Origin of the sequence: Loktanella sp. S4079, from assembly GCF_000967725.1 — a bacterium.
Lineage (GTDB): Bacteria > Pseudomonadota > Alphaproteobacteria > Rhodobacterales > Rhodobacteraceae > Yoonia.
Window position 1 is genome coordinate 317,426 of the sequence record NZ_JXYE01000006.1, and the last position, 26,523, is coordinate 343,948.

Genomic DNA, 26,523 nt, shown 5'->3' on the forward strand with positions numbered 1-26,523 from the left:
AGAAAACACTGAGAGTTTTCTACGGAGGATATCTGCGACGCAAGACAAAGGACGCATTCGATGCATACAAAACGGTGACAGCATCGAGCCCTTATATCAATCCCACCCCAGCACTTCCACATCTTCGAAGGAAAACAACCCAGATGCGTCAAACGTGCCTTCATTTGTCCGTCCTTTGCTGGACGGACCCTAAAAAATTTTGGCGGAACTCTAGAGGCCTAGGTCAATGCCTACAAGCTCAACAAAGTCAAACCCCTCAGCTGCCTGACAGGCTTCCTCACGACCATCGAAAACGGTCACAAGCAGAAACACATCAATCAACTGTTGCCGTGGAATTGGGCGGGCTGAAAGATCGCTGACGGTGTTCAGGTAATCGAGTATGATGACGGAGTTCTTGGGTTGCGGGATGCCGGTAGCAACGATTCACAAGAACAGTTGAAAGACTTTTTCAGAAAGTAAGCGGTTCGTACGCCCCATGGTATCTTGGCCAATCATGATCTGCGAGTCTTGCCCAAATGAATGGTGGAGGTTTGAGATGCTTGACGGTGATGAAAGATTTGGGCGGCGCAAGGTTGTGCAGCGGACGGTTACTGAGCGCGCTGCGATTGTATCGGAGACATATGAGGTTGGGGCGACGGTGGCCGAAGTTGCGGCGCGTCGCGTGGCGGTGCCGGAGCAGCCATTGGGCTTTGCCGCGGTTGCGGTGATGCCTGAGCCTGTACATCCAGCACATGACGGATTCGAGCTTGTGCAGGGCGCGCTTGTGGTGCACTTGCCCTAGAGCACACCAAGCAAAAAGGTAGTTGAGATCGCCCGCAATGTGATGGCGTGGTGATCGTCCCTGCACAGGCGGTCAAGATCGCAGTTGCAACGCAGCCAGTGGACTTCCGAAAGGGGCATGGCGGCTTGCTGAGCACATCGAACCGGGCATAGCAAGGGTTTGCTGCGGCGGATGTCTCCCACACAGCATGCCCTTGGCACAGGTGATGTGCCATGCCTACGCGAGCACGTCTTGTCCCGCAGCCTCCAGAAGAATGTCGCATGGTATCAGGTCTGGCGTACGATCTGCGTGTACGAGAACCGTTGACTTGTATTCAGCGGTTTCACCATCCTCGGATACCAATGGGGCCAAGAGCCTCGATACAGCAGCAGTTGTTGGTGTCTTACATTTATCAGCGCACACGATCGATGTTGCAGCACTGAAAATGCGCTTACATCAGAAACCCCCGAACAAGCTTTGATCAGGTGGAAGGACCGGTGGAGTATCTATATTCTTAATGAATGTAGCTGTATCGTTTGAGCCAACAAAATAGCCACCTATATTCAAATGCACGACGTCCCCAGGAGATACAATCATTTCCTCAAGTGTCACTGCCCCATCAGACACAAGTCTATAATTCCCCGGTAAAAGAATATCCATCATTTCGCCACCTGGTTGGATCGTCTTTCCAGGTACGTACAGTGGCCCCCAAAATTGGGTGTAATTATTTTGTAACACGCGCAGATCAGATGCAAGTAATCCACTCGTCATGGTTTCTGATACTTCGGGGGAAAGTACATCCAGTTGCAAATGCCATGTGTTTGCAAGCAAGAACTGCGGTTGTTCTGTGCGAATAATATCTTGCATAACCGGCTGCCTGGTGTGGCGGTAATCTGTCATCCCCCATCTACTCATGAACAATCCTCGCTTACGCAAAGAAGACACCATTGAGCGCCCATCGATATAAGTCACATCACTTGGAAAGGTACTATGTATCACTTCCAGCGTAACGCGCTGCGTTCTGATTGGGCGCTGCAACTTTTCAACTGTGATTAGCGCAGCGTTCAAACATAGCATGCTTGCGATCAATAGCATCACCTTGGTGTTGATGTGCTTCGAAAAATATTCCCAGGCGAACCCAGCAAGTACCATAACCGGTCCTAGGATAAATGGGTAATAGTAGGGATAAACGTCACGATAAATAAAAACTGACAAAAGGGGCGTCAGTAAAGCAAGTACGATCCAGTTGTTTGTATGGCGCGCCTCGTCTTTTAGTTGGATCAAAAACCCACAAAAACCAACAGTTAGAACCACAAAAAATACAGTGCTTTGTAGCAATGCTGACCTAAGGTATGCAGTTAGGATTGAATAATCCCATGTCTGTAATGTGCTGCCTGTTGTGCGATCAAGAAAGTCAAACGGGGACGAAAATTGAGGGAATGTTGCAGCATGCAGCGTGGTCAGTACAAAAAAGCTGATTGCAGCAGCGATACCCGCGAACATAATCAGCATGCCACCCTTAGCGGTCGTTTCACTGCGAATAAACGCAATAAGAACAAGAGCGGGCAAGTAGAACACAGCCTTGATGGTCAGAACCCCGGCAAGACCCACTAAGGCACCTGCCATTAACGCAACCCGTACCGTCGGCAGCCTGCAAACGACCAACCATAGTGCGCACATCATGGTACATGCTGCCAAAGGGTCCGTGCGAAAAGACACAGCGTGGGTTAATGTATACCCTAAGGCCCAATAACATAGCACGGCGAAATATGCTGCGTTCTGAGAAGTAAGTACTGATGTGATATTCCAAATCGCGAATGATGTGAGAACGCCGATCAGGAGGTAAAACACACGTGCGGCGATTATTTGATTGGCTTCATTCTCTGAGATAAGCGTAACCCAACCAAACAGATGAACGAATCCTGTTTGTAAAATCTCGCGCAGTTCACCACGTTGGTGTTCGTAAACCATAGAAAGGTTAAGGTATTCGTCCCAATTTGCTTCGTGAACAAAGGTCAAAGCGATACGCATAACTGCAATTGCCAGTAGCATAATGATCAGACCCTTGCGTAGCTCTGGGGCCGTATGTTGGGCGGCAGATGCTTTCATTCTGATTATCCTTTGAAAACAATCAATTTTTGCAGGATGAATGATGTTACAACGACTGGAACTGCCGCCAACAGTCCAGCAAAATAGTAATCCATACCAAACGTTACGAATAACCGGATCAAACCGATATTTAGTAAGTAAAGTAGCCCCCACATGACCAAAAATGACGAAAATCTTCCACTTAGCTGCGCGCGAAAGACAAGACGCCCTTGCATGAAAAAGCTGACCACAATCCCAACCAAAAGGGCAACGAGACTAGCGATATAATATGCTAACCCAAGGTAGACCCCTGTGGCATAAACTCCGTAGCTGAATATCGTGTTTGCCAGTCCTACCAGACCAAAACGGATCAATTGGTTATTTAATAAGGCGACAATAGCATCGCGTGTTATCCGCGCCATGATATGAAACCTTGATAAAGGCTAAACAGTCGCTTTTGCTGAGCAACAAAGAAATTCACCCCCCGCAAACGTATGTGATCGGTGATATTCATGTTGATGTCGTATTTATTCGCCAGCGCCAAATATTCATCCAGCGCCTTAGACAGCAATGCCCATGTCATATTTGTGTTCCCATACCTGTTCGCAATGAGTGGTTTGGGAATATGCAGTGCATCTTGATGACGTGCGATTGCCCAAGACAGATCAACATCCATCGCATAGTGAAACTGCGGGTCATAGCGTAGGTCGCCCAGCGATGATCGCCTAACCCCAATGGGAATTCCAAACTGGTTACGTGCTGTCTCTATGGTTCTTTTTCCTGCCTCATCTGCTGAAAAGTGGGTGCCACGTCGAAACGTGCGCTGCGCTAATTTTTTACGACGCGGGTTCACATACACAAGGTCGCAATATACGGCTGCGGCATCTGGTGTTGCAACTAATGCATCCTGTGCAAGTCGCAGCGCATCAGGATCGGCTAGGTAATCATCGTGGCACAGCAGCATATAAAATTCAGTTTCAACCGCATCCAGAATGGCGTTGAAGTGTGCTTGCATTGGTAAAACAGCGGGTTGGGTGATGACACGCAGGTTCAGTCTGTCTTGCCAATTTTGTAATATTTCTGCTGTGCCATCTGTAGACGCGTTATCGCTGACCACAACCTGCACGCCCTCAAGTGTCTGATCCGCGATTGACTGCAACGCTTCCGCCAGAAAATTAGCTCCGTTATAGACGGGAATCAGAACTGAAAACTGGGCCATGATGCTAGCGGATACACCTTAGATAGCCGCTTTTGGCGACAGTAATCTGAAGCTTGGTGTGACGTTCCTCATCAATCTCAAAGCCGTCGTTTTCCTTCAAATAAGCATTGATCGCGGTCAATGGGTTATCACCAGACCCCCATGGACGATCACCGATCGCTTCTGTGGGCAGGTCTTCGATAAGCGTGTCAAATACGACCGCATAGCTGCCTTTGGTCACCAATGGCGCATAGGCGCGCAGCTCTTCGAGGACGTGCTCATGCGTGTGATTGGAATCAAGACACAGCAAAACAGTTTTCTTGTCTTCCGCATGCGCTTTGACCTGCGAAACAATATCTGCGTCGATACTAGAGCCTTGGATCATATGTAGACGCTTCGCCATCGGGTGCGCCTCGATCGCTTTACGATTGTGGTCACGAATGTCGATATCTACTGCAACAACCTTGGCATCAGCCGGTCCACCACACATCGCGTTCAGTTCAAGCAATGATGCGTAGAAAATAGCAGAACCGCCCCGTGCAATACCTGTTTCGATAATCAAATCTGGCTTGATCGCCCAGACCAATTCCTGCATCGCAATGACGTCTTGAGGGTATTGGATGATTGGCAGGCCCATCCAATCGAATTGATAGGAATATTTTCTTTCTTGGGCATGTGCGAGCCAACCGTTCGTGCGTTCCGCAAACGCGGCATCATCCTGCATTGCCTTAATATTGGCTTTGCGTTCATCCTCGAACAACTTGTCTACCATATCTAGCCCTTTAATTTATGTGTTCTATAGGGGTTTTTGACCCACAGTACTATCATCGACCATGTGGTCTTTCCACCAATGATACGCGGTGGTTAGACCCTCGAGCAACGTCATCTTTGGGGTAAACTTCAGCTCTGTTTTCTGCCGTGACAAGTCTGGGATTAATACTGGTGCTTCTCCTACGCGATCTGGCAAAGCTCCCAGTTTTATCAGGTCAGGTCTATTCGCAATTTTTCCGAGCATCATTGCGACGTCGCCCAATTTGTAAGAGGTCGGATACCCAAGGTTAATGGGTCCGTTTAGTGGATGTTCTACAAGCATTGAAATGGCCAGACCCAGATCACGCACATCCATAAAGTTGCGCAACTGTGTACCTGATGAACACTTAGCTGGTTCACCTTTTAACAATGACTGGCAAATGGATGGAACAAATCGTTTCGGATTTTCGCCAATACCATAAGGATAGAATATTCGCGCCCAGGCATAGGATACAGGTGTATTATCTAAGACAACCCGCAGATTGTTTTTCGATTGTCCATAGGTCGACGGTGGGTGTTGCGTATCATCACCCTCGCGCAGTGGTTCGGACGAACCCATATACTCTGCGCAGGTACCACAGGCGACAATACGCTTACCACCATACGCGCAAAATTCTGCAAATAGCGCCTTGCTTGCTTCAAGCCAATCTAGGTTGCTTTCTGCTTCCCAGAATTCACCGTGCGTTGTTTCCCAAGCACTATGAACCATATGACTTGGGCGGATATCGCGGATGAGTGCGGCACTTGCTGCAACATCACGTAAGTCAGCATCATGCCATGTGACGCCTTTTCCTGCGCTTACTGTACGCGACACAGCGTGCAAATCAAATTGGTCACCCAATTGTGCAAGAACCTGCGCCCCAACAAATCCCCGCGCACCAGTGATCAATATGCGTGGTTTGGTCATGATATGGGTTCAATATGCGACAGTTTTGGCAGTGCGGTGTCACGTTCTGAAATGACAGTAGGTTCAATCGGCCATTGCACAGCAATTTGCGGGTCATCCCAAGCTATCCCCACCTCAATACCCGGTCGGTGTGGTGCGCTGAATTGATAAAGGATATCAGTGTTATCCGATAGGGTTACGAACCCATGCGCCACACCACGGGGTATATAAAGCGCACCCATATTCGCTGCGCTTAGTTCGATGCCAGTCCACTGACGATAGGTTTCAGATCCCGGACGCAAATCGACAGCGACATCAAATATGGCACCGCGCACACAGCGTACCAGTTTAGCCTCACCATATGCTTCAGGAATGAAATGCAAGCCGCGGAGTGTTCCGCGTTTGGTGTTATGCGATAATGCCATCTGCGCGATTGGTTGCTCTAATCCCATCTCCTTGAATTGCTGGCCACAATAGGTTCGCGCAAAATGACCGCGCATGTCATGATGCGGCTCTGGAGTAACTTTTAGAACATCTGGAATGGACGTTGGCGTAAATTCCATTAGAAAATTTCCAGCTCTGGTACTGCTACAACAAATTTTCCGCCCCAATCGCGCGCATCTTTTAGCTGCGCTTCAATTTCGTCTCGCAAGTTCCAAGGCAAAATCAGAATGTAATCGGGGCGTGTTTCTGTAATGACGCTGGGGTCGTGAACAGGAATATTTGCTCCGGGAAGAAATTTACCTTGCTTTTGCGGGCTTAGGTCTGTGGTGAATGGCAACAGTTCCGGACCAATTCCACAATAGTCTAACATGGTGTTGCCTTTGGCGGGTGCGCCATAACCGCATACTGTCTTACCTTGTTTTCGTGCTTCTATCAAAAATGCTAACAAGTCCGCTTTGCACTGTGCAGGTCGTGCGGCAAATGCGCTATATCCTGCATGACTATTTAAACGCGCGGTTGCCTCATCACGCCGCACTTTTTCTAACTGTTTGGCAAGGGTATTATCCTGAACATCACTGTTCGTGTGCTTGGCAAATACACGCAATGAACCGCCATGAGTTGGCAGTTCCTCAACACCGTAAACAGATAAGCCATGCGCGTTCAAAACTTTTTCAACTGTTAGAAGCGATAGATACGAATAATGTTCGTGATAGATCGTATCAAATTGCCCCAATGTTAGCATTTGCAATAAATGCGGAAATTCGAACGTAACTGTCCCATCAGGTGCAAGAATTAGCTCAATACCGGCAATGAAATCATTGATATCTGGCACATGGGCCAACACGTTGTTACCAGCAATCAAATTTGCTGAAACACCCTTTTCCCGCAGTGATTTACCTAGGTTCTCGCCGAAAAAATCAACGATACTTTCAATTCCGTGTTGTTCTTTGGCATGGGCAGCGACATTCGCTGATGGTTCAATTCCCAGAACTTTGATGCCCGCTTTTTTGAAATATTGAAGCAGATAACCATCGTTGCTTGCCACCTCAACGACAAGCGCATCAGGACCCAAGTTCAATTTTTCCTGCATCATATCAGCATAGCGCTTTGCATGCGCCAACCAAGACACTGAAAAAGAAGAAAAATAAGCGTAGTTTTCATCAAAATGCGGTGGTGTTGTTACGTCAGTTAACTGCACCAGCCAACAGGTATCACATACCATAACTTTAAGTGGGTAAAACATTTGCCCTTCATGATCTGCACTTGGCATGTCACGAAAACGGTTCGATACTGGGCTAAGCCCAAGATCGACAACCACGTGTTCCAGTTGGCTATTACAGAACCTACAATGTGTTGCCATTTATGTACGTCTTTCTTCGAATTTCGTAATCTGTGCTTGTGTATAAGCCCACATGTCTGCGCCTTCAGAGTGCGATTTATACCAGTCCACTAAGGCAAGAATTCCGTCTGACAAAGACCATGTAGGGGACCAACCCAGTTCCGCATGAGCTTTGGCGCTATCCAAAGACAAAAGCTTTTCCTCGAATATATGTGATGTTTCTTCAACCTGAACACTCGCCCCATCGCCCCAAGCCTGTGCCATCTGGCGGGCAACAATGGCGACCGGCTGGCAATCAGATGCCACAGGACCAAAATTCCACCCCCCAGAAAACGCTGTGCCTTTTTCTGCAAGCGCTTGCGCCAATTGAAGATACCCCGGCAATGGGTCCAGTACGTGTTGCCAGGGACGCACAGCCCGAGGGTTACGAAGCGTCAGTGGTTCTGCTTTTGCAAAACTACGGATTGCATCGGGTAGCAAGCGATTATCGGCCCAATCGCCACCGCCAATAATGTTCCCCACGCGCAAGGCAGCAATACCCAAATCGGGAAAATAGCTGTTGGCATATGCTGTGATGACATGCTCGCTTGCTGCTTTGCTTGCACTATACGGTTCTTTGCCGCCCAGCGGGTCAGATTCGCGATATGGCCAATGCCAGTTGTTATTTTGATAAACTTTGTCCGTTGTAACAAGCAACATGGCAGACAGGTCATTTTGATGCCGTGCTGCCTCCATCACATTGACAGTGCCCATCACATTGGTTTCGAATGTTTCGATCGGTTCCGCATTTGCCCGCAGCACCAATGGCTGTGCCGCAAGATGAAAAATAACCTCTGGTCGGGCGTCTGACATTGCGGCCGACAGAGTGTCTAAATCGCGCACGTCTCCGATTATGGACGCATTTAGACGTTTGCCCAACGAAACTGCGTGAAAGAATGACGGATCAGTAACAGGGGCCAAAGCATAGCCAGACACAATTGCGCCTTTGCTCAGCAGATAGCTACATAACCACCCCCCCATGAATCCCGTATGTCCGGTGACAAATACGCGCCGACCCTGCCACCAAGTGTCCGACATTACCAAAGCTTCCATTGCGCTTTGCCTGATTGCCAATACTTCTCAAGCAGATTCATTTCGCGTTGGGTGTCCATGCACTGCCAAAATCCACTGTGCCTATAGACACTTAACTCTCCGGCTTCGGATAATTGCTGCAATAGGCCATCTTCGAGTGTTATATCGTCATCGTCGGGCAACTCTTCGAAAATATCTTTCTGAAACACAAAAAAACCGCCATTGATCCAACCCGAGCCCGTTTGTGGTTTCTCGTTGAAAGATGTAACAGCGTCTCCTTCTAGCGCGAGCTCCCCAAACCGGGATGATGGACGCACAGCAACAACAGTTGCGCGTTTACCTGCCGCGTGATGATGTGCAATCACCGCGTTGATGTCGACATTGCTAACACCATCGCCATATGTGGCTAGAAAAATATCGTCATCAATATAACGCGTGGCCCGTTTTAGACGCGCACCGGTCAGCGTATGTACACCTGTATTTTGGATGCGGATCGTCCATGGTAAATTTTCTTCCATGGTGCCAAGGTGTGATACCTTGGATGTCTTTAAATCAATTTCGATATCCTGAATGTGGTTTTGATAATTCAGAAAATACTGTTTGATTACGTCGCCTTTGTAGCCCGTACATAGAACAAAGTCATTATGCCCAAAATGGCTGTAACCACGCATGATGTGCCAAAGGATTGGCTTGTTACCAATCTCCACCATGGGTTTTGGCTTTAGCTCAGTCTCTTCTCTGATGCGCGTACCAAGTCCGCCACATAATATTGCAACTTGCATTTTTTCTGCTTTCTCTTTTTCTTGCTGCAGTTATTGCCGACGCTGCCCGGCCTGCTTGTCTTCTGTTAAATTGGCCTCAATATGACGGTCCTGCATCTGATCTATTAAATAAAGTGGCCGACCTTTTGCTTCATTGTAAATGCGCCCAACATACAGACCGACAACACCTAGTGTCAGAAGCTGCACACCACTTAAGAACGATAAAAGCAGCATGCTAGACACCCAACCGGGAACAGTATCACCGCCAAACAACCAACCCACAAAAACAAAAATACCTGCTGCGAATGACGCCATAGCAATCATCATGCCAAACCATAGAGCGATCCGTAGGGGCAGATCAGAAAACCCCAAAATTCCATTTGCCGCCAACCGTATCATTGCACCAAGCGGATATTTTGATTCCCCGGCAGCACGGCCCTGTCGTTCAAAAGTGACCTGCGTTTGCCGGAAACCAACCCAGCTGACCATCCCGCGAAAATAACGATCTTGCTCAGGCATTGCATTCAACGCATCAGCGACTTTACGATCAATAAGACGGAAATCCCCCACATCTTGCGGAATATCGATTGGGGTCATTTTGGCCAACAGTCTATAATAAACACTCGCTGTCCAGCGCTTGAACAGCCTCTCATTCTGTCGTCGTGCACGTTTGGCTGAAACAACATCATAGCCATTACGCCAAGCTTCTATCATATCGATTGCCACCTCAGGAGGATCTTGCAAGTCGGCATCCATGATAATGATCGCATCACCCTGTGCTTCGGCAACACCAGCAGTAATTGCAATCTGATGTCCAAAATTCCGCGACAAATTAACTAAACGATATGGCCTGTTGAACGCATAATTTTCGATCAATTCTGCGCTTCCGTCGTGGCTACCATCATTTACGAAAACCACGTCAACATCAGCATCAACACGCTCAAATAGCGCATCCAACCGTTCGACCAATTGGGGGATCACAGCTTCTTCGTTAAAGACAGGAATTACAAAAGTAATCATGTCTTTATGTGTGCTATCTGCTGCAGTAAGGCCCATTTACGTTTCTCTTCAACTAATTTGCACGTCAATATTTTACGCAACCGTAGTTGAAAGTAACTTTTGCCACAACGCATCTATGTTCCCACGGAAAGTGAGCTTGAAAGTACTTGACTGTTTGCCGTCAGCACTTCTGGGACCAAATAGGATCATTTGCTAAATGAGTGTTTAACACTCATCGTAGCCATCGAAAGGAGGACGATAAGAAAGACAGCAAAAACTCTGAGCGAAGACAGCTCCGCTGAACTATGCCGTCGCGAGGGCGAGGTCATTAATGGCAACGTGCTCACCTTGCAAAACGACGGGCTACTTTAGAGGAACAGACAGCAGCTAATGAAATGCGCAAAACGGCTTAAGGCGCTCGGTGCAATCTGAGGGCACCCCTAGTTTGCTCGACACTCGCCTTTTCCAGTTTGCTCTGTCTGTTTTCATAGTTATCTGGCGACAGTATACCGTTGTTCGTGTGTTTACGCTTCGGGTTGTAGAACAGTTCGATATACTCAAGAATGTCGCGCCCGACGATCACGCGGAACTGTGAGGGGACAATGTCCAGCCGCTAACTCACTTCTTCACTGATGACATGGAGTTAATTTCCGCAAGCACATGTCGCGCGGTCTAGCTCGATGACCTCTTCGACGTGTGGCAGAAGTTGGGGTCAAGCCGAGGCGACGATGCAGGCGTTTATGCAATGCGTCGCTTATACCAATGAATTTGCAAATTGGTCGTCCGAAGCCTATCCACCGATCCCCCCGTGTGACGCGAACAGCATCGTGGTCAGATTGTCTGCGGCCAGTAACAATCTCGCACGTTCAGGACCCAGAGTTCACAAAGGCTCCTACAAATGAGTGGCAGTCAGTCTGCCCCGATGTCGGCGACCATTTCCCAATACGCGTAATCATCATGCAGGGAATCGTCCCAGACCACGAGGTTCTCATGACTCAGCGCGATATATTCCGGCGCAGCAGATACATTTGCATCGGCAAAAAACGCCGATGGGTCAGCCAACACAACCAGCGGCAATCCTTCGGCTATCGCCGCATCCTCGGCCAGATACCATTCTTTGGGATCATTCCCCCGATCGGGAACACTGGTGATGACAACAAAACGTTCCACACGGTCCTTTATGAACGGATACATGGTCCGAAATGCTGTCAGCCCCATATTGTAGGGACCGTTCCCGCGAAATGTCAGCATCAGACAAACCGGCATGACCTTGTCCGGCGGCAAAGCCTTAGCCCACGCCGTGACGTTTGCAACCCAGTCGCCCCCCGCGACGACCTCTAGGGCCATTGCGTCCAACAGGTAATTGTATTGCTTCCCGAGACGGGAGTAATTTTCAGACTGTTTGATGCCCACCTCTTTGGCAAAGGCTGTCATGCGTGGGCTGTCCCAACCGCCCTCGTGCATAAGCGGAATGAGAATATTGCGGCAAGCATCTTCTTCACCAGCTTGCCATCTGTATCGCGCGGCATAAAAATCGGCGAGCCGCGCCACGCTGCCATTCGTGCCGTTCCCCATCTCGTTTCGGAGCGTTAGAATACCCCTAAACACCTCTTGATCGCCCGCTTCTATATCGCAAACTGCCCGCACAAATGTGACAAGGTCGTTATCGTTCGTGGTGTGGCTAAACTTCCTGAAGATTTTGGTCGCAGCGGTCCCATCACAAATCTTGCGCAAATGATCATGATCGCCACGTTCCCAAAGGGTCATCGCGTCCTCAAATTGATCGAGCGTTTGCGTCCGATACCGTGCAACGATGTCGTCAGATGACGGTTCTGTGCGGACCCCCATGGGTAGGGCAGCAGTTTTGACCCGCACCATAGTGCCAGCCCTATGCCGATGAAAGACATAGGTCACCTGCTTGTTCGCCAATAATATCGCTGGGATATCAGCTTTGGCCGCCGGAGTACCATTCACGCTGACCAGTGCATCACCTGCCTCCAACGCCAATGCGGCAGCAGGCGATTTCCTGGCGATTTGGGTGATCACGACATGGCCCTTTGCCGCCGTCGGATTCGGAGTTTCGTTATGTTCAAGAAACCAATCGTCGGCCGTCATATTGCTCAATCCGGTCTAATAAATTTTATGAAAACCTATTGAATTTCCTCAAGTAGACGCAACCCGCACTACCGACCAATAACGGGTGCAAAAACTGTGCTAACGCAATGTGCTTCGCTCAACAGCCAGATTGACTTACACCAGATCTTCAACGGCTAGGATAAGATCGGCCCCGTTGCAGTAAACCGGAATCTGATTGCTTTCGGCTACCGAAACCGCTGAAAGTCCTTGCGCCGCGATGACTAACTCTGAAAACATACTTTCGACACCCGCCACGCTTCCCCACAGCTGACATCGAGATAGAACTACGTTCACAGCCCATGATAGCTCGTCCATGAGCAGAAAAATAAAACATGCGCAGTTCCAAAACGCCACTGAGGTGACACTGCTATTGAGCAGATAATCGCCACTTATTGATAAAGTAATACTTATTGCTGACAGGCGTAGTAATCTACGGCAAGTTTGTACAAATTTGTTTCTAACGCGAGAGCCACATGCCCTGACCAAGTCAATCTTTATGCTTGTGAATTCAAGTATCTGAAAATCAGCACAAACCGTCCTGAATGAAAACTGACTGTAAATTGAGTCAGAAAATTAAGCCCACTTATTTTTCAAATCTCTTAGATGGGGATCCAAATGGATAATCACTCTCCCGCGGCCGATCTTGTGTCAATGTCTGGCGCGACGCATGTCGCGATCTCGAACGGATCTTGGTTTGATCCAGACACTTGGCGTGACCGCGAAGTACCCGGCGCAGACGCTAAGGTTTTCATTCCGACGGGCGTTGATGTGTCTTATGACGGGATGTCCGAGGAGAGCATTTTTTCTGTTGGGGTTATGGGTGAGCTTCACTTTGCGACGCAAAGTGACACAAAGCTAGTCGTTGATACGATGGTTGTGGGCTACACGGGCAAGCTGACGATCGGTACTGCCGATGCTCCTGTCGCTGAAGGTGTCAATGCAGATATTGTGTTTGCAAACAATGGGGCGATTGATGTCAATTGGGACCCCAGTTTGCTCAGCCGCGGTTTGGTGGCGCTGGGAGAAATTGAGGTGCACGGTCAGGAAAAATCAGCGCACCATAAAGCGCTCACTGATCCAATGGCGGGCGATACGACAATTACCTTGGCCGAAGTTCCCACCAATTGGCAGGTTGGTGATACGATCGTCATCGCGGGTTCACGCTATGATGGTCATAAATGGGATCAGGACATTCGTGCCGTTCGCTATCACGAATCCGAAGATGAAGTACGTACGATCACAGCAATAGACGGCGATACGATCACGTTTGATGTGGCGTTAGAGCATGATCACGATTCCCCGCGCGCGGATCTCAAAATTTCGGTGGCGAACTATTCTCGCAACGTGACCTTTTCGTCCGAGGAAGGGGCCGCAGTTAGCGAGCGCGGGCATGTGATGTTGCATTCGCGTGAAAGCGACATCCGCTACGCGGCTTTTGAAGAACTTGGCCGAACCGACAAATCCATTGAGGCGAAAGCCGTCAGTGTTTTTGGGGATGACATTCAGTCAGATAGCAACGTGCAGGGGCGGTATTCGCTGCATTTCCACAGCAACGGTGTGGATGATGCGGACAATCCTGCGATGGCTGTCGGCAACGCTGTCTTTGGGTCCCCCGGTTGGGGGCTGGTGCACCATAATTCCAATGTTCTGGTGCACAATAATGCAACGTTTGACACGTTCGGCGCAGGTTTTGTCGCTGAAACAGGGAACGAAATTGGAACTTGGACAAACAATATCGCGATCAATGCTGAAGGCGTTGCTTTCACGAATCCTAAGAACACGGTCGATCTCGACCTGTTTGATATGGGCCGGACGGGCGATGGATTCTGGTTCCAAGGCCGGCTCGTACATGCCGAAGGCAACGTTGCTGCAAGCGTAACTCATGGGTACACATATTTTCATCGAGGTCCGCGCACAGACGATCCGAGCGTCCGCGGGAACATCAATTTAGAGAATGGTCAGTTTGAGCTCGCCGACGCGCTTGATGGGAAAGGATCAATCACCATTGATGATGCGCCGATCCTTACATTCCACAATAACGAAACCTTTGCTTCGCATCAGGGTTTAATCGTCGTTAAAGCCAACCCAAATCAGGGACACGATATCCATAGCGAATTTTCTGAGTTCACGGCGTGGTCCGTGCAAGTTGGCGCGGAGCTTGAGTATACGGCGCATTATGTTCTTACCGATTTCGATTTGATCGGTAAGGAACCCACCGCATTTTCAAACGCGTTAAACGGAATACAAATCGGCAACAATGCCTCTGACATCGTTATAACAAATGCAACGATCGACGGTTTTAACCGTGCAGGAATTGATTTGTCGCATCATTGGACGAATGACGAACTCACGTTGGACATGAAGCAGTTCTTTATCGTCAATCCAGAATTCAAGAATCTTGGCGATGACGCAGAAGAAATTGCAGGTTACCTGCCTGAGTTTGATACTCTTATTGAAGGACAAGTTATCACGCCGGTGCCTGTTAGCATCGCATTGGACGAGGCGTTGGTTTACAACGGAGCGCATGATGTACCCGGCGGTCGGACGGTCCAAATTCGGGGCACGAAGACCGACAGTCTAGGTCAAACACCGATCCCAGCAGGTGATGACAGTTACAATTTAGGTCTTAGTCAGGTGGTCCATATCTTGGAAACTGATGGGTACTACAGCACTGCTGATGGCCAGAATGTTTTCTTTGTCCAGCAGTATTATTCAGACCGACTAACAGGTGAAATTTACAAATTTAGTACCCCGGTATTCATCGATGACAATGTACAGTTGGGGAATGAATTCTTTAATTACCGCGACGCTGTTTACCGAGGTGAGGTCGACCTCAATAACGCAGCGCCTGTGACCGCAGATGAAACAGTTACAGTTGAAGGCAACCAGGACAGCATCCTTAATTTGCTAGCGAACGACGCTGATCCCGAGGGAAATGATGTGGTTATAGATGGCATCACCCCGCCGAAGCACGGGCAAATTTTTGACAATGGCGATGGCACGATCACATATCGTCCCACGCAGGATTACACGGGGACCGAGACCGTCAAATATTGGGTAACGGACGGGGCTGGTAATGTATCAGAAGCACGCCTGACGATTACAACAACTGCTGCTGCTGCGGTTTCGCCAACACCGGGTGGTGCGCCCGGAACAACAACAGATAGTGTACCTGAAATGCAAAGTCTGGATGGTTTGGCTGATCCGACAATTGCTTATGGTCTTGGCGGTCTGTCTGACTGGTCAACGGGTATGGTTTTTCTGGATATCATGAAGTCCTCTCGCGGCTTGGTCGGGCACACCGACCAGTGGGGCGCTTTTTCCAATGAGCAAATGTCAGAGGCGGGATACCTCGATGAAAATGGGTGGCCGACAGAAATTCCGGAAGAAATTGACTCTATTGGAACAATTTGGGCTTGGTCAAACACCAGCGAAAATGAAGGTGTTCGTGCAACGCGTGCCGGCACATATGTTTTGGAGTACGAAGGCGAAGGTGAGTTCAGACTCGGTGGAGATGTTGAAATCATCAGCCAAGAAGGAAACAAAATTACATTTGAGGCTGGCGGCAACACGATCTTTCTCAATATTTCAGAGACGGACCCGAATGGCACCGGCGATCACCTTCGCAATTTCACGATGATCAAAGAAGAACACCTCGACCTTCACGAGGCGGGTGCCATTTTCAATCCCGATTGGTTGGACGTGATCGAGGACACCCGTGCAATCCGCTTTATGGACTGGATGGGGACGAACAACTCCACCATCAGTGAGTGGAGCGAGCGCGGTATGATCGACAACCAGACCTGGACGGGTGGTCAGCCTCCTGTTGAGGTGATGGTCGAACTGGCCAACCAAATCGGCGCGGACCCTTGGTTCACCATGCCACACCTCGCCACCGAAGAGTACATGCGCGAATTCGCCACCTACGTCCGCGACAATCTTGACGAGGGTCTGAAGGTCACTGTCGAATACACGAATGAAGGTTGGAACTGGGCTTTTCAGCAGACCCAAGAGTTATTGGCCATGGCCAAAGAAGAGTTTGGCGAAGAACTAGGAAGAAACGTCAATTCCTATTACGCCTACAAAGCTACTCAGATGGCTTTGATCTGGAAAGAAGTCTTTGGCGACGAAGCCGAAACACGTCTAACGACGGCACTTGGTGTCCAGACCGGCAACGAGTTCACACTTCGGTCAATCTTGAATGCGCAAACGTGGGAACAGGCTGATCCCGAGAACTATCAACGGCCCGCAGATGTATTCGATGCGATCGCAGCGACTAGCTATTTTGGCAGCAGCATCATGTCCGATGAAGAAAATCGCAACGCGCTTGCTGCGGCGATTGCGGACCCTAATGTCGATGCAAATGCGTGGCTGACAGCCATGCTGCGTGACCCGGAATACAGCGGCTCTGTTCCAAGCAAAATCGAACAGCTGAAAAGCCTCAAGAATATCATTGCTGAAGATGGACTCGAGCTTATCCTTTACGAAGGCGGACAACACGTTCACCACCTGTTTGCAATCGACGACAGCGCCGCCGACTTTGAGACATTCCTAGCCGAGTATGTTCGCTCACAAGACATGGCTGATCTCTACCAAGATCTCTGGGATGGCTGGATGGAAGTTGGTGACGGTCCCAACATGCAATTTGGCGATGTTGGCGCGTCGAGCAAATATGGGTCGTGGTCGCTGCGCACTTGGATTGGGGACACAAACCCGAGGGCTGAGCTGATTGATGAGTTGAATGAGACAACACCAAACTGGTGGGGTGGCCGATCCGGAGAGGCGTTTCAGCAAGGCAAAATTCTTACTGGGGACAATCTGAACAACAGTCTTGGGGGCACCAAGGCTGAGGATTTCCTAATTGGTCTTGACGGTGACGACGTTCTCTACGGTTTTGACGATGATGATGGCCTGAATGGCGGCGACGGTGACGACATCCTTTGCGGCGGCACTGGCAATGATCGTATCGTCGGTGGCGAAGGCAATGATATAGCCATCTTTGAGGGCAACTTGGCAGACTACAGTTATGCAGCTGACGGAGAAACGCTCATTGTTACGCATCTTTCGACCGGTGACATTGATAGGTTAATTGATGTCGAAACACTAAGCTTTGCTGATATTGAGCTGGACGTATCTAGCGGCACTATCACGCCAATTGAGCCAACACCGGATCCAATCATGGTGGATGGTCCAGCCGCATTGCGCGACGCCATTGAACAAACAGATGGCGGTGAAACAATTATCGCCGCGAATAGTGACGCCGATTACGTGGTCGATCTTGCCCAAGCGACAGGTGCTTCTGGCGTGGCTACGCTAACGGATAAAGAGCCCCTCGACCCAACCAGTAGTGAGGATCTGACCGTGGTCTTTGCGGGGTCCAATGGTCACGACCAACTGGCGGGTGCTGACGGTGCTGATGTCATTGTCGGAGGCAAAGGGATCGACCGCATGTTTGGTGGCGATGGGGCGGATATATTTGTGTTTTCTCAGGGCACGGAATTGGACATTGTCTATGACTTTACTGACGGAGTTGACCAAATCCGGTTAGATGGAATGGATTTTGGCGATGTCACAATCACCGAATATCGCGGCACAGGCGCGTTGTTGGAAACAGACAGTGATCGCATGATCTTGCGTGACGTGGATCATGAAAGTCTAACGATTGACGATTTCATCGTCGCTGCTGATCCTCTCACATTTTAAAGACATAAACGGACAAAAATTAATGAAAAAATCTATCACGCGTATTTGTGCAAGCTGCCTCGTTCTTTCAGTTATGGCTTGCGGCGAAACCAGTGGCGATGACAGCGAGCCCGAAGCAACGACCTTTGCCGAACTGAATGCAGAGGCAACCGCTATGTCATCCAAATATTTGGATGATGAAGGTCGGGTCGCGCCGGGTGCTTCCCCAACAACGAGTGACCTTCCCGATTCCGGTAGTTCCGCATATGTTGGCTTTCTTCATGGGGACCTCGGCACAGGTGGGGTCGTCTCCGAAGTTACTATGAATGTGAGTTTTGGAACTGACGAAGTAACCGGTACGGCATCAAATTTCATACATGAAACAGACGGCGCAATGGACGGTCAATTGACCGGGACTGGCAATATTGATCAATCAGGTTCGCCCACCTTCTCAACCTTGACCCTGACGCTGTCAGGACAGCTGACGCACGCGGGCACGGTAGTCGATAGCGACATTGCGCTGGACGGTGACTTCTTTGCCCATAACGGTGACGATGTAGGCGCTATCGCAGGAATGGCAGAAGGAAATATTGGTGACACTGCCATTGAAAATGGCGTCTTTGCGGTGGAGAAATAACGGGATCGGTGCCGCCAAGTCGCGGCTTCGTGCCATTTTAACCCGCTGGAAACAAGGTATTTGCGGCGCACCATGTTGGGGTGTCGGGTCGCGTTGGCTTGCAATTGGTGTGGGCCAACAATTTATTTTGCCCGATATTCCAGACGTTAGGGCGTAACACGAGTACGGTTGTAGCTTTCGCGAATGACGTCTGTCATTGCTTTGCTGGCTTTGCTCGCCTCGCCAGATGCGATGGCAAGAGCAATAACACGATGCTTGTGGGCGACATCTGTTTTGCTCTCGGGAAATGCTTGATCGGCTTCGATCAAAAACATCGAGTAGAGCGCGGTCTGAACCATATTGCCAAGCGAATGCAGGAACCGGTTGTCAGACAGTTTCAGAACTTGCTTGTGGAATTCGTAATCGGCAATCGCAAAGGAAGCGTGATCTGTCGCGTTCGCCATATCATCGCACAGTTCGGTGAGGCGGGCACTGTCGATGGAATTCGCCTGTTCCGCCGCACGCGCCGCTGCCGCTGGCTCAAAGATCATACGAATTTCGAACAGATCCTCATAGAATTTGGCAGGGTTGCGCAGTGTTGCATGCCAGCGCAACACGTCCTCATCGAACATGTTCCAGTCATCTGAAGATCGAACATGTGTGCCGACCTTGGCCTTGGACTGGATCAATCCCTTTGCGATCAGCGTTTTTTTCGCCTCGCGTACAACTGTGCGCGATACACCGAACATTTCGCAAATGTCGGGATCAAGGGGGATCATGGTGTTTGGCGGATACTCACCCGCGACAATCGCACGCCCCAATTGCTCGACCACAAAGTTCGTATGGTTCGAAGCCTTCTCGCTTCTTGCGCCGGAGTGGACAAAGCTCATGATAGCGTGGCGAAGCCAGTCACTGCTTTTTTGCGTGCCGTCGTTACCCAAGTTAGTCCCTTTTGCAGTAGAATAAACGCGAACAACAGACCGCCAATCACGATCTTTGTCCACCAGCTTGATAATGTCCCGTCAAAGACAATGTAGGTCTGGATCAACCCCATGATGAGGATGCCAAAAAACGTGCCCGCGACGAACCCGTATCCTCCGGTTAGCAATGTGCCACCAATGACCACCGCTGCGATAGCATCAAGTTCGACACCAACGGTCGCCAGCGAATACCCAGCCGATGTGTACAGCGAAAAAACAATTCCCGACAGCCCGGCAAGGCCCCCCGAAATCGCATAGATCCCGATCGTTGTCGAGGCAACAGGCACCCCCATCAGCCGTGCCGTCATGGCGCCGCCACCCAACGCATAGACGTTTTGACCAAAGCGCGTGCGATGGGCTGTGATGATGCCTACCAAGAATGTGAGGATCATGATCCCGCCAATTAAGCGAAATCGCCCGCCGCTTTCGGACTTCCAATACATGGATTGCAAGGTGTCATAAAATTCGTGGGTGATCGGCACGGAATCTGTCGAAAGCACATAGGCCGCGCCGCGTGCTAAAAACATACCTGCCAGCGTTACAATAAACGCTGGCATCTCTAGGTAATGGATGGCCGCCCCCATTGCCGCGCCAAACGCCGTGGTAATGATCAAAACGACGACAAATGCCACCAGAGGATGGATTGATGTATCCCGCAACACCACGGCCAAGAATACACCGGTAAAGGCGATGACCGACCCTACTGACAAATCAATCCCACCCGATAGAATGACAAAGGTCATCCCAACAGCGACGATCCCCAAAAACGCGTTGTCCGTGAGCAGATTGGCAATGACCCGCATTGATAGCATCGCAGGATATTGCGATGCGCAAAGCGCGTAGGCCAGAACAAAGGTCGCGAGGGTAACAAGTAGCGGGAGATGAGTGGATCGGATCATTGTGTCGTTTCCTTGACTTGCGTTGCTGGTTTCACCTTTGGTGGTGGGGCAGACGCACGGATAATATAGATAAGATGGCCGACCTTGGGTGACTGGATCACGAGGATGGCGAGGATCAAAATAGCTTTGATGACCAAATTGAACTCTGGCGGCATTCCAGACAGCAAAATGACGGAATTGACTGACTGTATGATCATCGCCCCCAAGAGCGATGCAACAATCGAAAACCGTCCTCCCAGCAAGGAATTCCCGCCGATCACCACGGCAAGGATCGCATCAAGCTCAAGCCAAAGCCCCGCATTATTTGCATCCGCGCCTTGGATATCGGCGGCAACAATCACCCCGGCGATAGCAGCCCCGATACCGGAAACGACATAAACGCATAGCAATAGAACCCGCGAATTAATGCCAGCAAGCCGCGACGACGCTTCGTTCACGCCTATCGCCTCGATGAGCATCCCCAGTGCGGTCTTGCGCACAGCAAGCGTCACAAGAGCACCAAGAAGAACCCAGATTAGGATGGGGGTAGGCATGCCCAAGACCGTCCCCGCCCCAAGATGGATCAAACCGGGGTTCAAAAAGGTCAGAATGGTGCCTTCGGTAATCAGTTGCGCAATCCCACGTCCTGCAACCATCAGAACAAGCGTCGCGACAATAGGTTGAATACGCAGAACGGCCACCAAAAACCCGTTCCACAACCCGCATAGCGCCCCAACAGCAAGCGCTCCTGCCAGCGCGGTTACCCAGTGATGACCATCAACAACCAATGACGCTGCCGTCGCCCCAGCAATGGCCATGACCGCACCGACCGACAGATCAATTCCTTTGGTCGCAATGACTAAGGTCATGCCGATACACAGCAACGCCGTTGGTGCACCACGCTTCAGCACATCAATCAGGTTGCCGAACAGGCGACCATTCTGAAATTCAATCTTAAAGAAATCCGGAAAGACGATGAAATTCAGACCCAGAACAACGGCAAGAATGATCAGTTGGGGCGTAATTCGTCGCAAAAACAAACGACCAGACATTAGGCTGCTCCTGTCATTGGCTCAGCCGCAATGGCTTGGATGATGTTATCGGTCGTGATGTCGTCGCCAGATAATTCGCCGACTTGGCGGCGATCGCGCATAACAATGACGCGGCTCGAATATGCGACCAGTTCTTCCATTTCTGATGAAGCGACCAGTAGTGCCATCCCGTCTTGCTGAAGACGCTCGATCAACGCGATAATTTCGGCATGGGCGCCAATGTCGATACCGCGCGTCGGTTCATCGAGGATCAGAAAATCTGGATCGGTTGCCAGCCAACGCGCCAACAACGCCTTTTGTTGGTTGCCACCAGAAAGCAAACGAATTGGCATGTCCAAATTCGCCAGCCGAATATCGAGTGTCCTGACGTAATGATTGGCAATCTCATCGATCTTGCTGCGTGGGATAGGGCGTGTCCAACCCTGACGTGCCTGCAAAGCCAGAATGATATTGTCGCGGACGCTCAGATCACCCACGATACCGTCGTTCTTTCGGTCTTCGGGGCATAACGCAAATCGGTGCGCAACTGCATCACGTGGGTTGTTCACCCGAATATCTCGCTCGCGCAAACGCAGTTTGCCATACTCTGCCTTTACGACCCCAAAGATGAGGTTGGCGGTCTCAGTGCGCCCAGATCCCAGCAAGCCAGCAAGCCCCACGACTTCGCCCTCGCGAATATTCAGTGAGAACGGTTCAAGTGTCCCCGTCTTGGCCAGATCGTTGATTTCCAACAACGTATCCCCTTGGACTACGTGTTTCGGCGCCTTCTTCCGCGCCTCTAACTGTCGACCCAACATCAGCGTCACAATGTCGGTTTGGCTTACGTCACGCAGTAGCCGTGTTCCCACGACTTGCCCATTCCGCAAAACAGTGGCGCGATCTGCATGTTCAAACACCTGGTCCATGAAATGCGTGATAAAAACGATGCTCAGCCCACGTTCCTTGAGCTTATGAATGACCGAAAACAATAGCTGAACTTCGTCCCGATCCAGACTTGCCGTCGGTTCATCAAGGATCAGCACCTTGCCTGACAACTCTACCGCCCGTGCAATTGCAATGACCTGCTGCACAGCAACCGAATATGAGGACAGCGGCTGCGCCGGATCAATATCAATCCCAAATGCTTTGAGCGACGCGCGCGCGTCTCTATTCATCCGCGACCGCGCGACAAACGGGCCACGCGTGGGCTGCCTGCCAAGGTACAGGTTCTCAGCAACCGTCAAATTGGGAAGTAGATTGACCTCTTGATAGACCGTGCCAATACCCAATGACTGGCTCGCCAATGTCGAGGTTGGATTAACATCAGTTCCATCAATTGAGATCGTTCCGGCATCGCGCCGATATGCACCCGTAAGGCACTTGATCAAAGTAGACTTGCCCGCGCCATTTTCGCCCAAGAGCGCGTGAATCTCACCTTCAAACAAGGTCAGGCTCACATCATCCAGCGCAATCGTGCCGGGAAAAAATTTTGAGATACCCTCGGCGCAGAGCACTGGGCGCTTATCGTCGGTCATTCGGAAATCCTGCAATAAAAGGCGAGCCCCGCTAAAATTCACACGGGACTCAAAGGTTTATGAATAGGTGCCATATTGGCACAAAACTCAGTAACCCAAGCCCTTTTTCTCTTCGTAGATCGCCTGATTGTCATCGGCCGCCGTATAAAGCCGCGATTCAGTTTGGATCCACTTTGGTGGTGTGGTGCCATCTGCCAGATACGCCTCGAGCGCGTCTAACGCGGGTCCCGCCATATTTGGGGTTAACTCGATAGTGGCGTTCATTTCACCATTTGCGATCGCCAAATGTGCATCCGGCACGGCATCAATCGCAACGATCAAAATATCCGTACCCGGCTGCAACCCGGCTTCGCGGATCGCTTGGATCGCACCGACAGCCATGTCGTCATTATGGGCATACAGGGCGCAAATGTTTTCGCCGCCCTCAGCTTTTAGAAAGCTTTCCATCACGACCTTGCCCTGCGACCGGGTAAAATCGCCCGTCTGCGAGCGGACAATCTCAAGGTTATCATGACCCGCAATTGCATTCTCAAAACCGGTTTTGCGGTCAATTGCTGGCGACGAACCCGTCGTGCCTTGCAGCTCTACGATACGGCAATCCGCACCGTCTACAGTATCAACCAACCACTGCCCGGCAACGGATCCTTCGTGCACAAGGTCGGAGGTCACTGCCGTCAGATATAATTCATCCGAGGCATCAACTGTGCGATCCAGCAATATGACCGGAATTTCTGCGTCGCTGGCCTCCTCCAGCACTTCATCCCATCCAGTCGCCACTACGGGCGCAATCAAGATCGCATCTACACCTTGCGCAATAAACGAACGCAGCGCAGAGATTTGGTTCTCCTGTTTTTGCTGGGCATCAGCGAACTTCAAATCGATACCACGATTTTCGGCTTCTTGGCGCGTGACGGTCGTCTCGGCAGCCCTCCAGCCAGATTCTGAACCAATCTGAGAAAAGCCAATCGTCAATTCCTGAGCCATCGCAGTAACAGGCAAAAATGTAACGGCGCTCGCAAGGAGCGTTGATCTAATATTCATGAGTTCCTCCCAAAGAACGTAAAAGTGAACCTATTAAGTATTACTTTATTACTTTTGTAAAGAGCCGCATGTTTCTTGAACTCGCTTGCTCCGAAGATGCAACTTATTCGCTGCGCAAGGGCTCCAAACGCTGCGTTTAAGAAAAATTAAACAAGTGAAACGTCGGCGTCGCCCTCGGTCAATCCCTTAAGGGACCTAGCATAGACGAGGGCTCCTGAGCTGGCCGCAGCATTCGTCTTGGCTGTGTTGTTGCGCAAGTTATGCTATTATAGCGTTATTTATTAAGCTTTTATTTTGGAGAGTATTATGTCTTAACTTGCTATTATTACCCGTCGAAGCGGGGACCGGAACGCCTCTAATGTCGCTGCTGAGTCCCGAGACCCACTCGATCAGGATTAACATTTTTACACCAACTTGAGCTTGGCAATGTCGTACAAGGCGAGATGAACGACCCCGCTGTTCTTCGCGAGCGTGGATTTCGGGTTAAGGTCATACGCAACGCCCATATTATTCGGCTAAACGATGTCACAATCAATGTAGCGTCTAATAGTGACATCTGCCAGGATGCTGATGACGAAAATCTGCCATTGACTGAAACAGAGCGTGCGGACTGGACCCATCATTTGGTCGCTTTTTCAGGTCCCAACTGTCTGTCGTCAGATAATTTGGGACACGAGGGCTGCTTGAAGCATGGAGGCTCTGGTCCAATTTTGATTTGATTATGCTGCATGCTTTTGATGTTACAAGCGTCGGTTCTGGATTGTCAGTTTCTTGATATTTTTCCGTTCGCTAATGATGGCTTTGTCCCTGCTGAAGTAGAGATCCGCCGGTGTGACGTTGCCTAAACTTTCGTGGTACCGCTGATTGTTGTAATACTCGACGAAGGCCTTGATCTGCTGTTCAAGATCGCCTGGCATGTAATAGTTCTCCAACAACACGCGGTTTTTCATGGTTCGATTCCAGCGTTCGATCTTGCCCTGGGTTTGGGAATGGAACGGCGCACCTCGCACATGACCCATTTTATGTTCTTCCAACCAATCGGCCAGTTCGCCAGATATGTAGCATGACCCATTATCACTGAGCAGACGAGGCTTGTGTTGAACAACGGCCCTGTCACAGCCAGATGCTGCTAAAGCCAATGCGATAGTATCCTTTACATCTTTGGCGCGCATCGTTGTGCACAGCTTCCAAGAGATGATGTAACGGCCGTAGTCATCCAGGATAGTGGACAGATAAAACCAGCCCCAATCAATGATCTTGAAGTAAGTGAAGTCGGTCTGCCCCTTGCCCGTCAGGGTATCGCGCAGCGATGCACGAGAGGAGCATCTAATTGATAGCAGTCGTTTTCTCTTTGAACTCTTCAGCAGCGAATGGAGGGTTTAGATGATTGCCGACTGTATCGAGGACCGTTCGGTAACGGCATAGGCGGCTTAGCGCCACGCACAGCCTTGCCATGCGGTAGTCTAAGAACCTGAATGAACAGGTTCATTCACATGCGACAACAAAACCCAAATCGATCGGCCCCTCGTGATTGAAGTCATCCAACATATTAAGCGTTCGACTTGATCTGTCATAGGCAAGATGGTCTGCGATCAAGTACATGGACCAAGCTTCGTCAGGTTCTTCCGGCAGCGTATCCAGCTAAAAATCGAAGATTGGCAAAATCGTCGCGACGGGAGACGAAGACTGGGATTTCTCATATTCAAAGCAGCGCGTGACAAACAGCGCTTTGCATTTCATTGGTTGAAGATTTGCGCCATTTCGGCGATAGCTTACTGATAAGTAACGCTTACGACGAGCTTGCGGAGGCGAAAACCGATCGCCACCGCATCTCTTATCCGGAAGACGCTCAGAAGTTTATTTCGAAGTTACCGCCAACCGTTGCATTTCCTCGTGACGTCATTCCAGCGGTTCCGCTCAGTACGACTTTTCCAATTGCGCGCTCGATACTGAGTGAGGCAGAGCTCATCGAATAGTCGTCACCCCGCTCGCCGTCGATCTCAAACGCGTAGGTCAGAGCAGCAGTGTTGTCCGCGGACTCAATTCCCAAGGCACCACCATATCCACAGACACCGTCGAGTGTCCCCAGAGATTGGTAACATGCAATCCGCGGATTGCCACCAACTGTAATGGCTTTACCGCCCGGGGTGGCCGGATACCAAATGGTGAAGTCTACCTCGCCACCGCGGATCGGCGCGTAGGCCGTGCTATAGGCTATGCCGGCCGTGCCGCCATAAGGCGGACGGGTAGGGCTTGGGCAGCGCGGAT

The 26,523-nt window shown here is 50.3% G+C and carries 20 protein-coding genes and 1 pseudogene; 3 read left to right on the forward strand and 18 right to left on the reverse strand.

The window, feature by feature from the left end:
• Window positions 1-535 precede the first annotated feature (535 nt).
• A complete protein-coding gene (locus tag TW80_RS14640; protein ID WP_157033293.1) occupies window positions 536-781 on the forward strand; it encodes a hypothetical protein in 246 nt (81 codons plus the stop codon).
• A 435-nt stretch (window positions 782-1,216) separates the two neighbouring features.
• On the opposite strand, the gene TW80_RS14645 is transcribed toward TW80_RS14640, so the two are convergent.
• The 11 genes from TW80_RS14645 to TW80_RS14695 all read right to left on the reverse strand — a co-directional run bounded on the left by TW80_RS14645 (window position 1,217) and on the right by TW80_RS14695 (window position 12,471).
• The gene (locus tag TW80_RS14645; protein ID WP_045998152.1) at window positions 1,217-2,869 is read right to left on the reverse strand and encodes an ArnT family glycosyltransferase; all 1,653 of its coding nucleotides are present in this window, start codon (window positions 2,867-2,869) and stop codon (window positions 1,217-1,219) included.
• A gap of 5 nt (window positions 2,870-2,874) precedes the next feature.
• Window positions 2,875-3,270: a GtrA family protein gene (locus TW80_RS14650; RefSeq protein ID WP_045998153.1), complete on the reverse strand. Its 396-nt coding sequence runs from the start codon at window positions 3,268-3,270 to the stop codon at window positions 2,875-2,877.
• The gene (locus tag TW80_RS17715) at window positions 3,258-4,067 is read right to left on the reverse strand and encodes a glycosyltransferase family 2 protein (protein WP_052701013.1); all 810 of its coding nucleotides are present in this window, start codon (window positions 4,065-4,067) and stop codon (window positions 3,258-3,260) included. The genes TW80_RS14650 and TW80_RS17715 overlap by 13 nt, the downstream gene beginning before the upstream one ends.
• A gap of 4 nt (window positions 4,068-4,071) precedes the next feature.
• The gene (locus TW80_RS14660; RefSeq protein ID WP_045998154.1) at window positions 4,072-4,818 is read right to left on the reverse strand and encodes a cephalosporin hydroxylase family protein; all 747 of its coding nucleotides are present in this window, start codon (window positions 4,816-4,818) and stop codon (window positions 4,072-4,074) included.
• Between the two features lie 24 nt (window positions 4,819-4,842).
• Window positions 4,843-5,763: an NAD-dependent epimerase/dehydratase family protein gene (locus tag TW80_RS14665; protein ID WP_045998155.1), complete on the reverse strand. Its 921-nt coding sequence runs from the start codon at window positions 5,761-5,763 to the stop codon at window positions 4,843-4,845.
• Entirely contained in the window at window positions 5,760-6,305 is a 546-nt protein-coding gene (rfbC, locus tag TW80_RS14670; RefSeq protein ID WP_045998156.1) for a dTDP-4-dehydrorhamnose 3,5-epimerase, read from the reverse strand. Before rfbC ends, TW80_RS14665 begins: the two co-directional genes overlap by 4 nt.
• Complete coding sequence (locus tag TW80_RS14675) at window positions 6,305-7,546, reverse strand: class I SAM-dependent methyltransferase (protein ID WP_045998157.1); 1,242 nt, start codon at window positions 7,544-7,546, stop codon at window positions 6,305-6,307. Before TW80_RS14675 ends, rfbC begins: the two co-directional genes overlap by 1 nt.
• A complete protein-coding gene (rfbG, locus tag TW80_RS14680) occupies window positions 7,547-8,617 on the reverse strand; it encodes a CDP-glucose 4,6-dehydratase (RefSeq protein WP_045998158.1) in 1,071 nt (356 codons plus the stop codon). It abuts the gene before it with no gap.
• Window positions 8,602-9,378: a glucose-1-phosphate cytidylyltransferase gene (rfbF, locus tag TW80_RS14685; RefSeq protein WP_045998159.1), complete on the reverse strand. Its 777-nt coding sequence runs from the start codon at window positions 9,376-9,378 to the stop codon at window positions 8,602-8,604. The genes rfbG and rfbF overlap by 16 nt, the downstream gene beginning before the upstream one ends.
• Window positions 9,379-9,408: 30 nt before the next feature.
• On the reverse strand, window positions 9,409-10,413 hold the full coding sequence (locus TW80_RS14690) for a glycosyltransferase family 2 protein (protein WP_045998160.1): 1,005 nt from the start codon (window positions 10,411-10,413) through the stop codon (window positions 9,409-9,411).
• A gap of 852 nt (window positions 10,414-11,265) precedes the next feature.
• Entirely contained in the window at window positions 11,266-12,471 is a 1,206-nt protein-coding gene (locus tag TW80_RS14695; protein WP_045998161.1) for a hypothetical protein, read from the reverse strand.
• Window positions 12,472-13,107: 636 nt separating this feature from the next.
• Here TW80_RS14695 and TW80_RS14700 point away from each other — a divergent pair.
• Together TW80_RS14700 and TW80_RS14705 are read left to right on the forward strand one after the other, a co-directional pair.
• Window positions 13,108-18,195 carry an Ig-like domain-containing protein gene (locus TW80_RS14700; protein WP_162197188.1) on the forward strand — a complete coding sequence of 1,696 codons (5,088 nt, stop codon included), beginning with the start codon at window positions 13,108-13,110 and terminating at the stop codon, window positions 18,193-18,195.
• A complete protein-coding gene (locus TW80_RS14705; protein WP_157033295.1) occupies window positions 18,155-18,811 on the forward strand; it encodes a hypothetical protein in 657 nt (218 codons plus the stop codon). Before TW80_RS14700 ends, TW80_RS14705 begins: the two co-directional genes overlap by 41 nt.
• A gap of 146 nt (window positions 18,812-18,957) precedes the next feature.
• On the opposite strand, the gene TW80_RS14715 is transcribed toward TW80_RS14705, so the two are convergent.
• From TW80_RS14715 to TW80_RS18315, 7 genes and pseudogenes are all read right to left on the reverse strand, one after another.
• Window positions 18,958-19,680, reverse strand: a complete 723-nt coding sequence (locus TW80_RS14715) for a FadR/GntR family transcriptional regulator (RefSeq protein ID WP_045998165.1) — start codon at window positions 19,678-19,680, stop codon at window positions 18,958-18,960.
• Window positions 19,677-20,669 carry a galactofuranose ABC transporter, permease protein YjfF gene (yjfF, locus tag TW80_RS14720; protein WP_204218510.1) on the reverse strand — a complete coding sequence of 331 codons (993 nt, stop codon included), beginning with the start codon at window positions 20,667-20,669 and terminating at the stop codon, window positions 19,677-19,679. Before yjfF ends, TW80_RS14715 begins: the two co-directional genes overlap by 4 nt.
• Window positions 20,666-21,700, reverse strand: a complete 1,035-nt coding sequence (locus TW80_RS14725) for an ABC transporter permease (RefSeq protein WP_045998166.1) — start codon at window positions 21,698-21,700, stop codon at window positions 20,666-20,668. Before TW80_RS14725 ends, yjfF begins: the two co-directional genes overlap by 4 nt.
• A complete protein-coding gene (locus TW80_RS14730) occupies window positions 21,700-23,214 on the reverse strand; it encodes a sugar ABC transporter ATP-binding protein (protein ID WP_045998167.1) in 1,515 nt (504 codons plus the stop codon). The genes TW80_RS14725 and TW80_RS14730 overlap by 1 nt, the downstream gene beginning before the upstream one ends.
• A gap of 87 nt (window positions 23,215-23,301) precedes the next feature.
• The gene (ytfQ, locus tag TW80_RS14735) at window positions 23,302-24,255 is read right to left on the reverse strand and encodes a galactofuranose ABC transporter, galactofuranose-binding protein YtfQ (protein WP_045998168.1); all 954 of its coding nucleotides are present in this window, start codon (window positions 24,253-24,255) and stop codon (window positions 23,302-23,304) included.
• A gap of 740 nt (window positions 24,256-24,995) precedes the next feature.
• Window positions 24,996-25,535: pseudogene (locus TW80_RS14745) on the reverse strand (transposase); the annotation flags it as partial.
• 569 nt (window positions 25,536-26,104) lie between these two features.
• Window positions 26,105-26,523, reverse strand: a 419-nt coding sequence (locus TW80_RS18315) for a hypothetical protein (protein ID WP_045998170.1), incomplete at its 5' end; no start/stop codon positions are given.

Bases quoted from the DNA above. Each gene is read 5' to 3' on its own strand.
- TW80_RS14675 (WP_045998157.1), bottom strand. From the start codon at position 7,546: ATGGCAACACATTGTAGGTTCTGTAATAGCCAACTGGAACACGTGGTT.
- TW80_RS14725 (WP_045998166.1), bottom strand. From the start codon at position 21,700: ATGTCTGGTCGTTTGTTTTTGCGACGAATTACGCCCCAACTGATCATT.
- rfbC (WP_045998156.1), bottom strand. From the start codon at position 6,305: ATGGAATTTACGCCAACGTCCATTCCAGATGTTCTAAAAGTTACTCCA.
- TW80_RS14640 (WP_157033293.1), top strand. From the start codon at position 536: ATGCTTGACGGTGATGAAAGATTTGGGCGGCGCAAGGTTGTGCAGCGG.
- TW80_RS14715 (WP_045998165.1), bottom strand. From the start codon at position 19,680: ATGAGCTTTGTCCACTCCGGCGCAAGAAGCGAGAAGGCTTCGAACCAT.
- rfbG (WP_045998158.1), bottom strand. From the start codon at position 8,617: ATGGAAGCTTTGGTAATGTCGGACACTTGGTGGCAGGGTCGGCGCGTA.
- TW80_RS14645 (WP_045998152.1), bottom strand. From the start codon at position 2,869: ATGAAAGCATCTGCCGCCCAACATACGGCCCCAGAGCTACGCAAGGGT.
- TW80_RS14700 (WP_162197188.1), top strand. From the start codon at position 13,108: ATGGATAATCACTCTCCCGCGGCCGATCTTGTGTCAATGTCTGGCGCG.
- TW80_RS14690 (WP_045998160.1), bottom strand. From the start codon at position 10,413: ATGGGCCTTACTGCAGCAGATAGCACACATAAAGACATGATTACTTTT.
- TW80_RS14730 (WP_045998167.1), bottom strand. From the start codon at position 23,214: ATGACCGACGATAAGCGCCCAGTGCTCTGCGCCGAGGGTATCTCAAAA.
- yjfF (WP_204218510.1), bottom strand. From the start codon at position 20,669: ATGATCCGATCCACTCATCTCCCGCTACTTGTTACCCTCGCGACCTTT.
- TW80_RS14660 (WP_045998154.1), bottom strand. From the start codon at position 4,818: ATGGTAGACAAGTTGTTCGAGGATGAACGCAAAGCCAATATTAAGGCA.
- TW80_RS14650 (WP_045998153.1), bottom strand. From the start codon at position 3,270: ATGGCGCGGATAACACGCGATGCTATTGTCGCCTTATTAAATAACCAA.
- rfbF (WP_045998159.1), bottom strand. From the start codon at position 9,378: ATGCAAGTTGCAATATTATGTGGCGGACTTGGTACGCGCATCAGAGAA.
- TW80_RS14695 (WP_045998161.1), bottom strand. From the start codon at position 12,471: ATGACGGCCGACGATTGGTTTCTTGAACATAACGAAACTCCGAATCCG.
- TW80_RS17715 (WP_052701013.1), bottom strand. From the start codon at position 4,067: ATGGCCCAGTTTTCAGTTCTGATTCCCGTCTATAACGGAGCTAATTTT.
- ytfQ (WP_045998168.1), bottom strand. From the start codon at position 24,255: ATGAATATTAGATCAACGCTCCTTGCGAGCGCCGTTACATTTTTGCCT.
- TW80_RS14665 (WP_045998155.1), bottom strand. From the start codon at position 5,763: ATGACCAAACCACGCATATTGATCACTGGTGCGCGGGGATTTGTTGGG.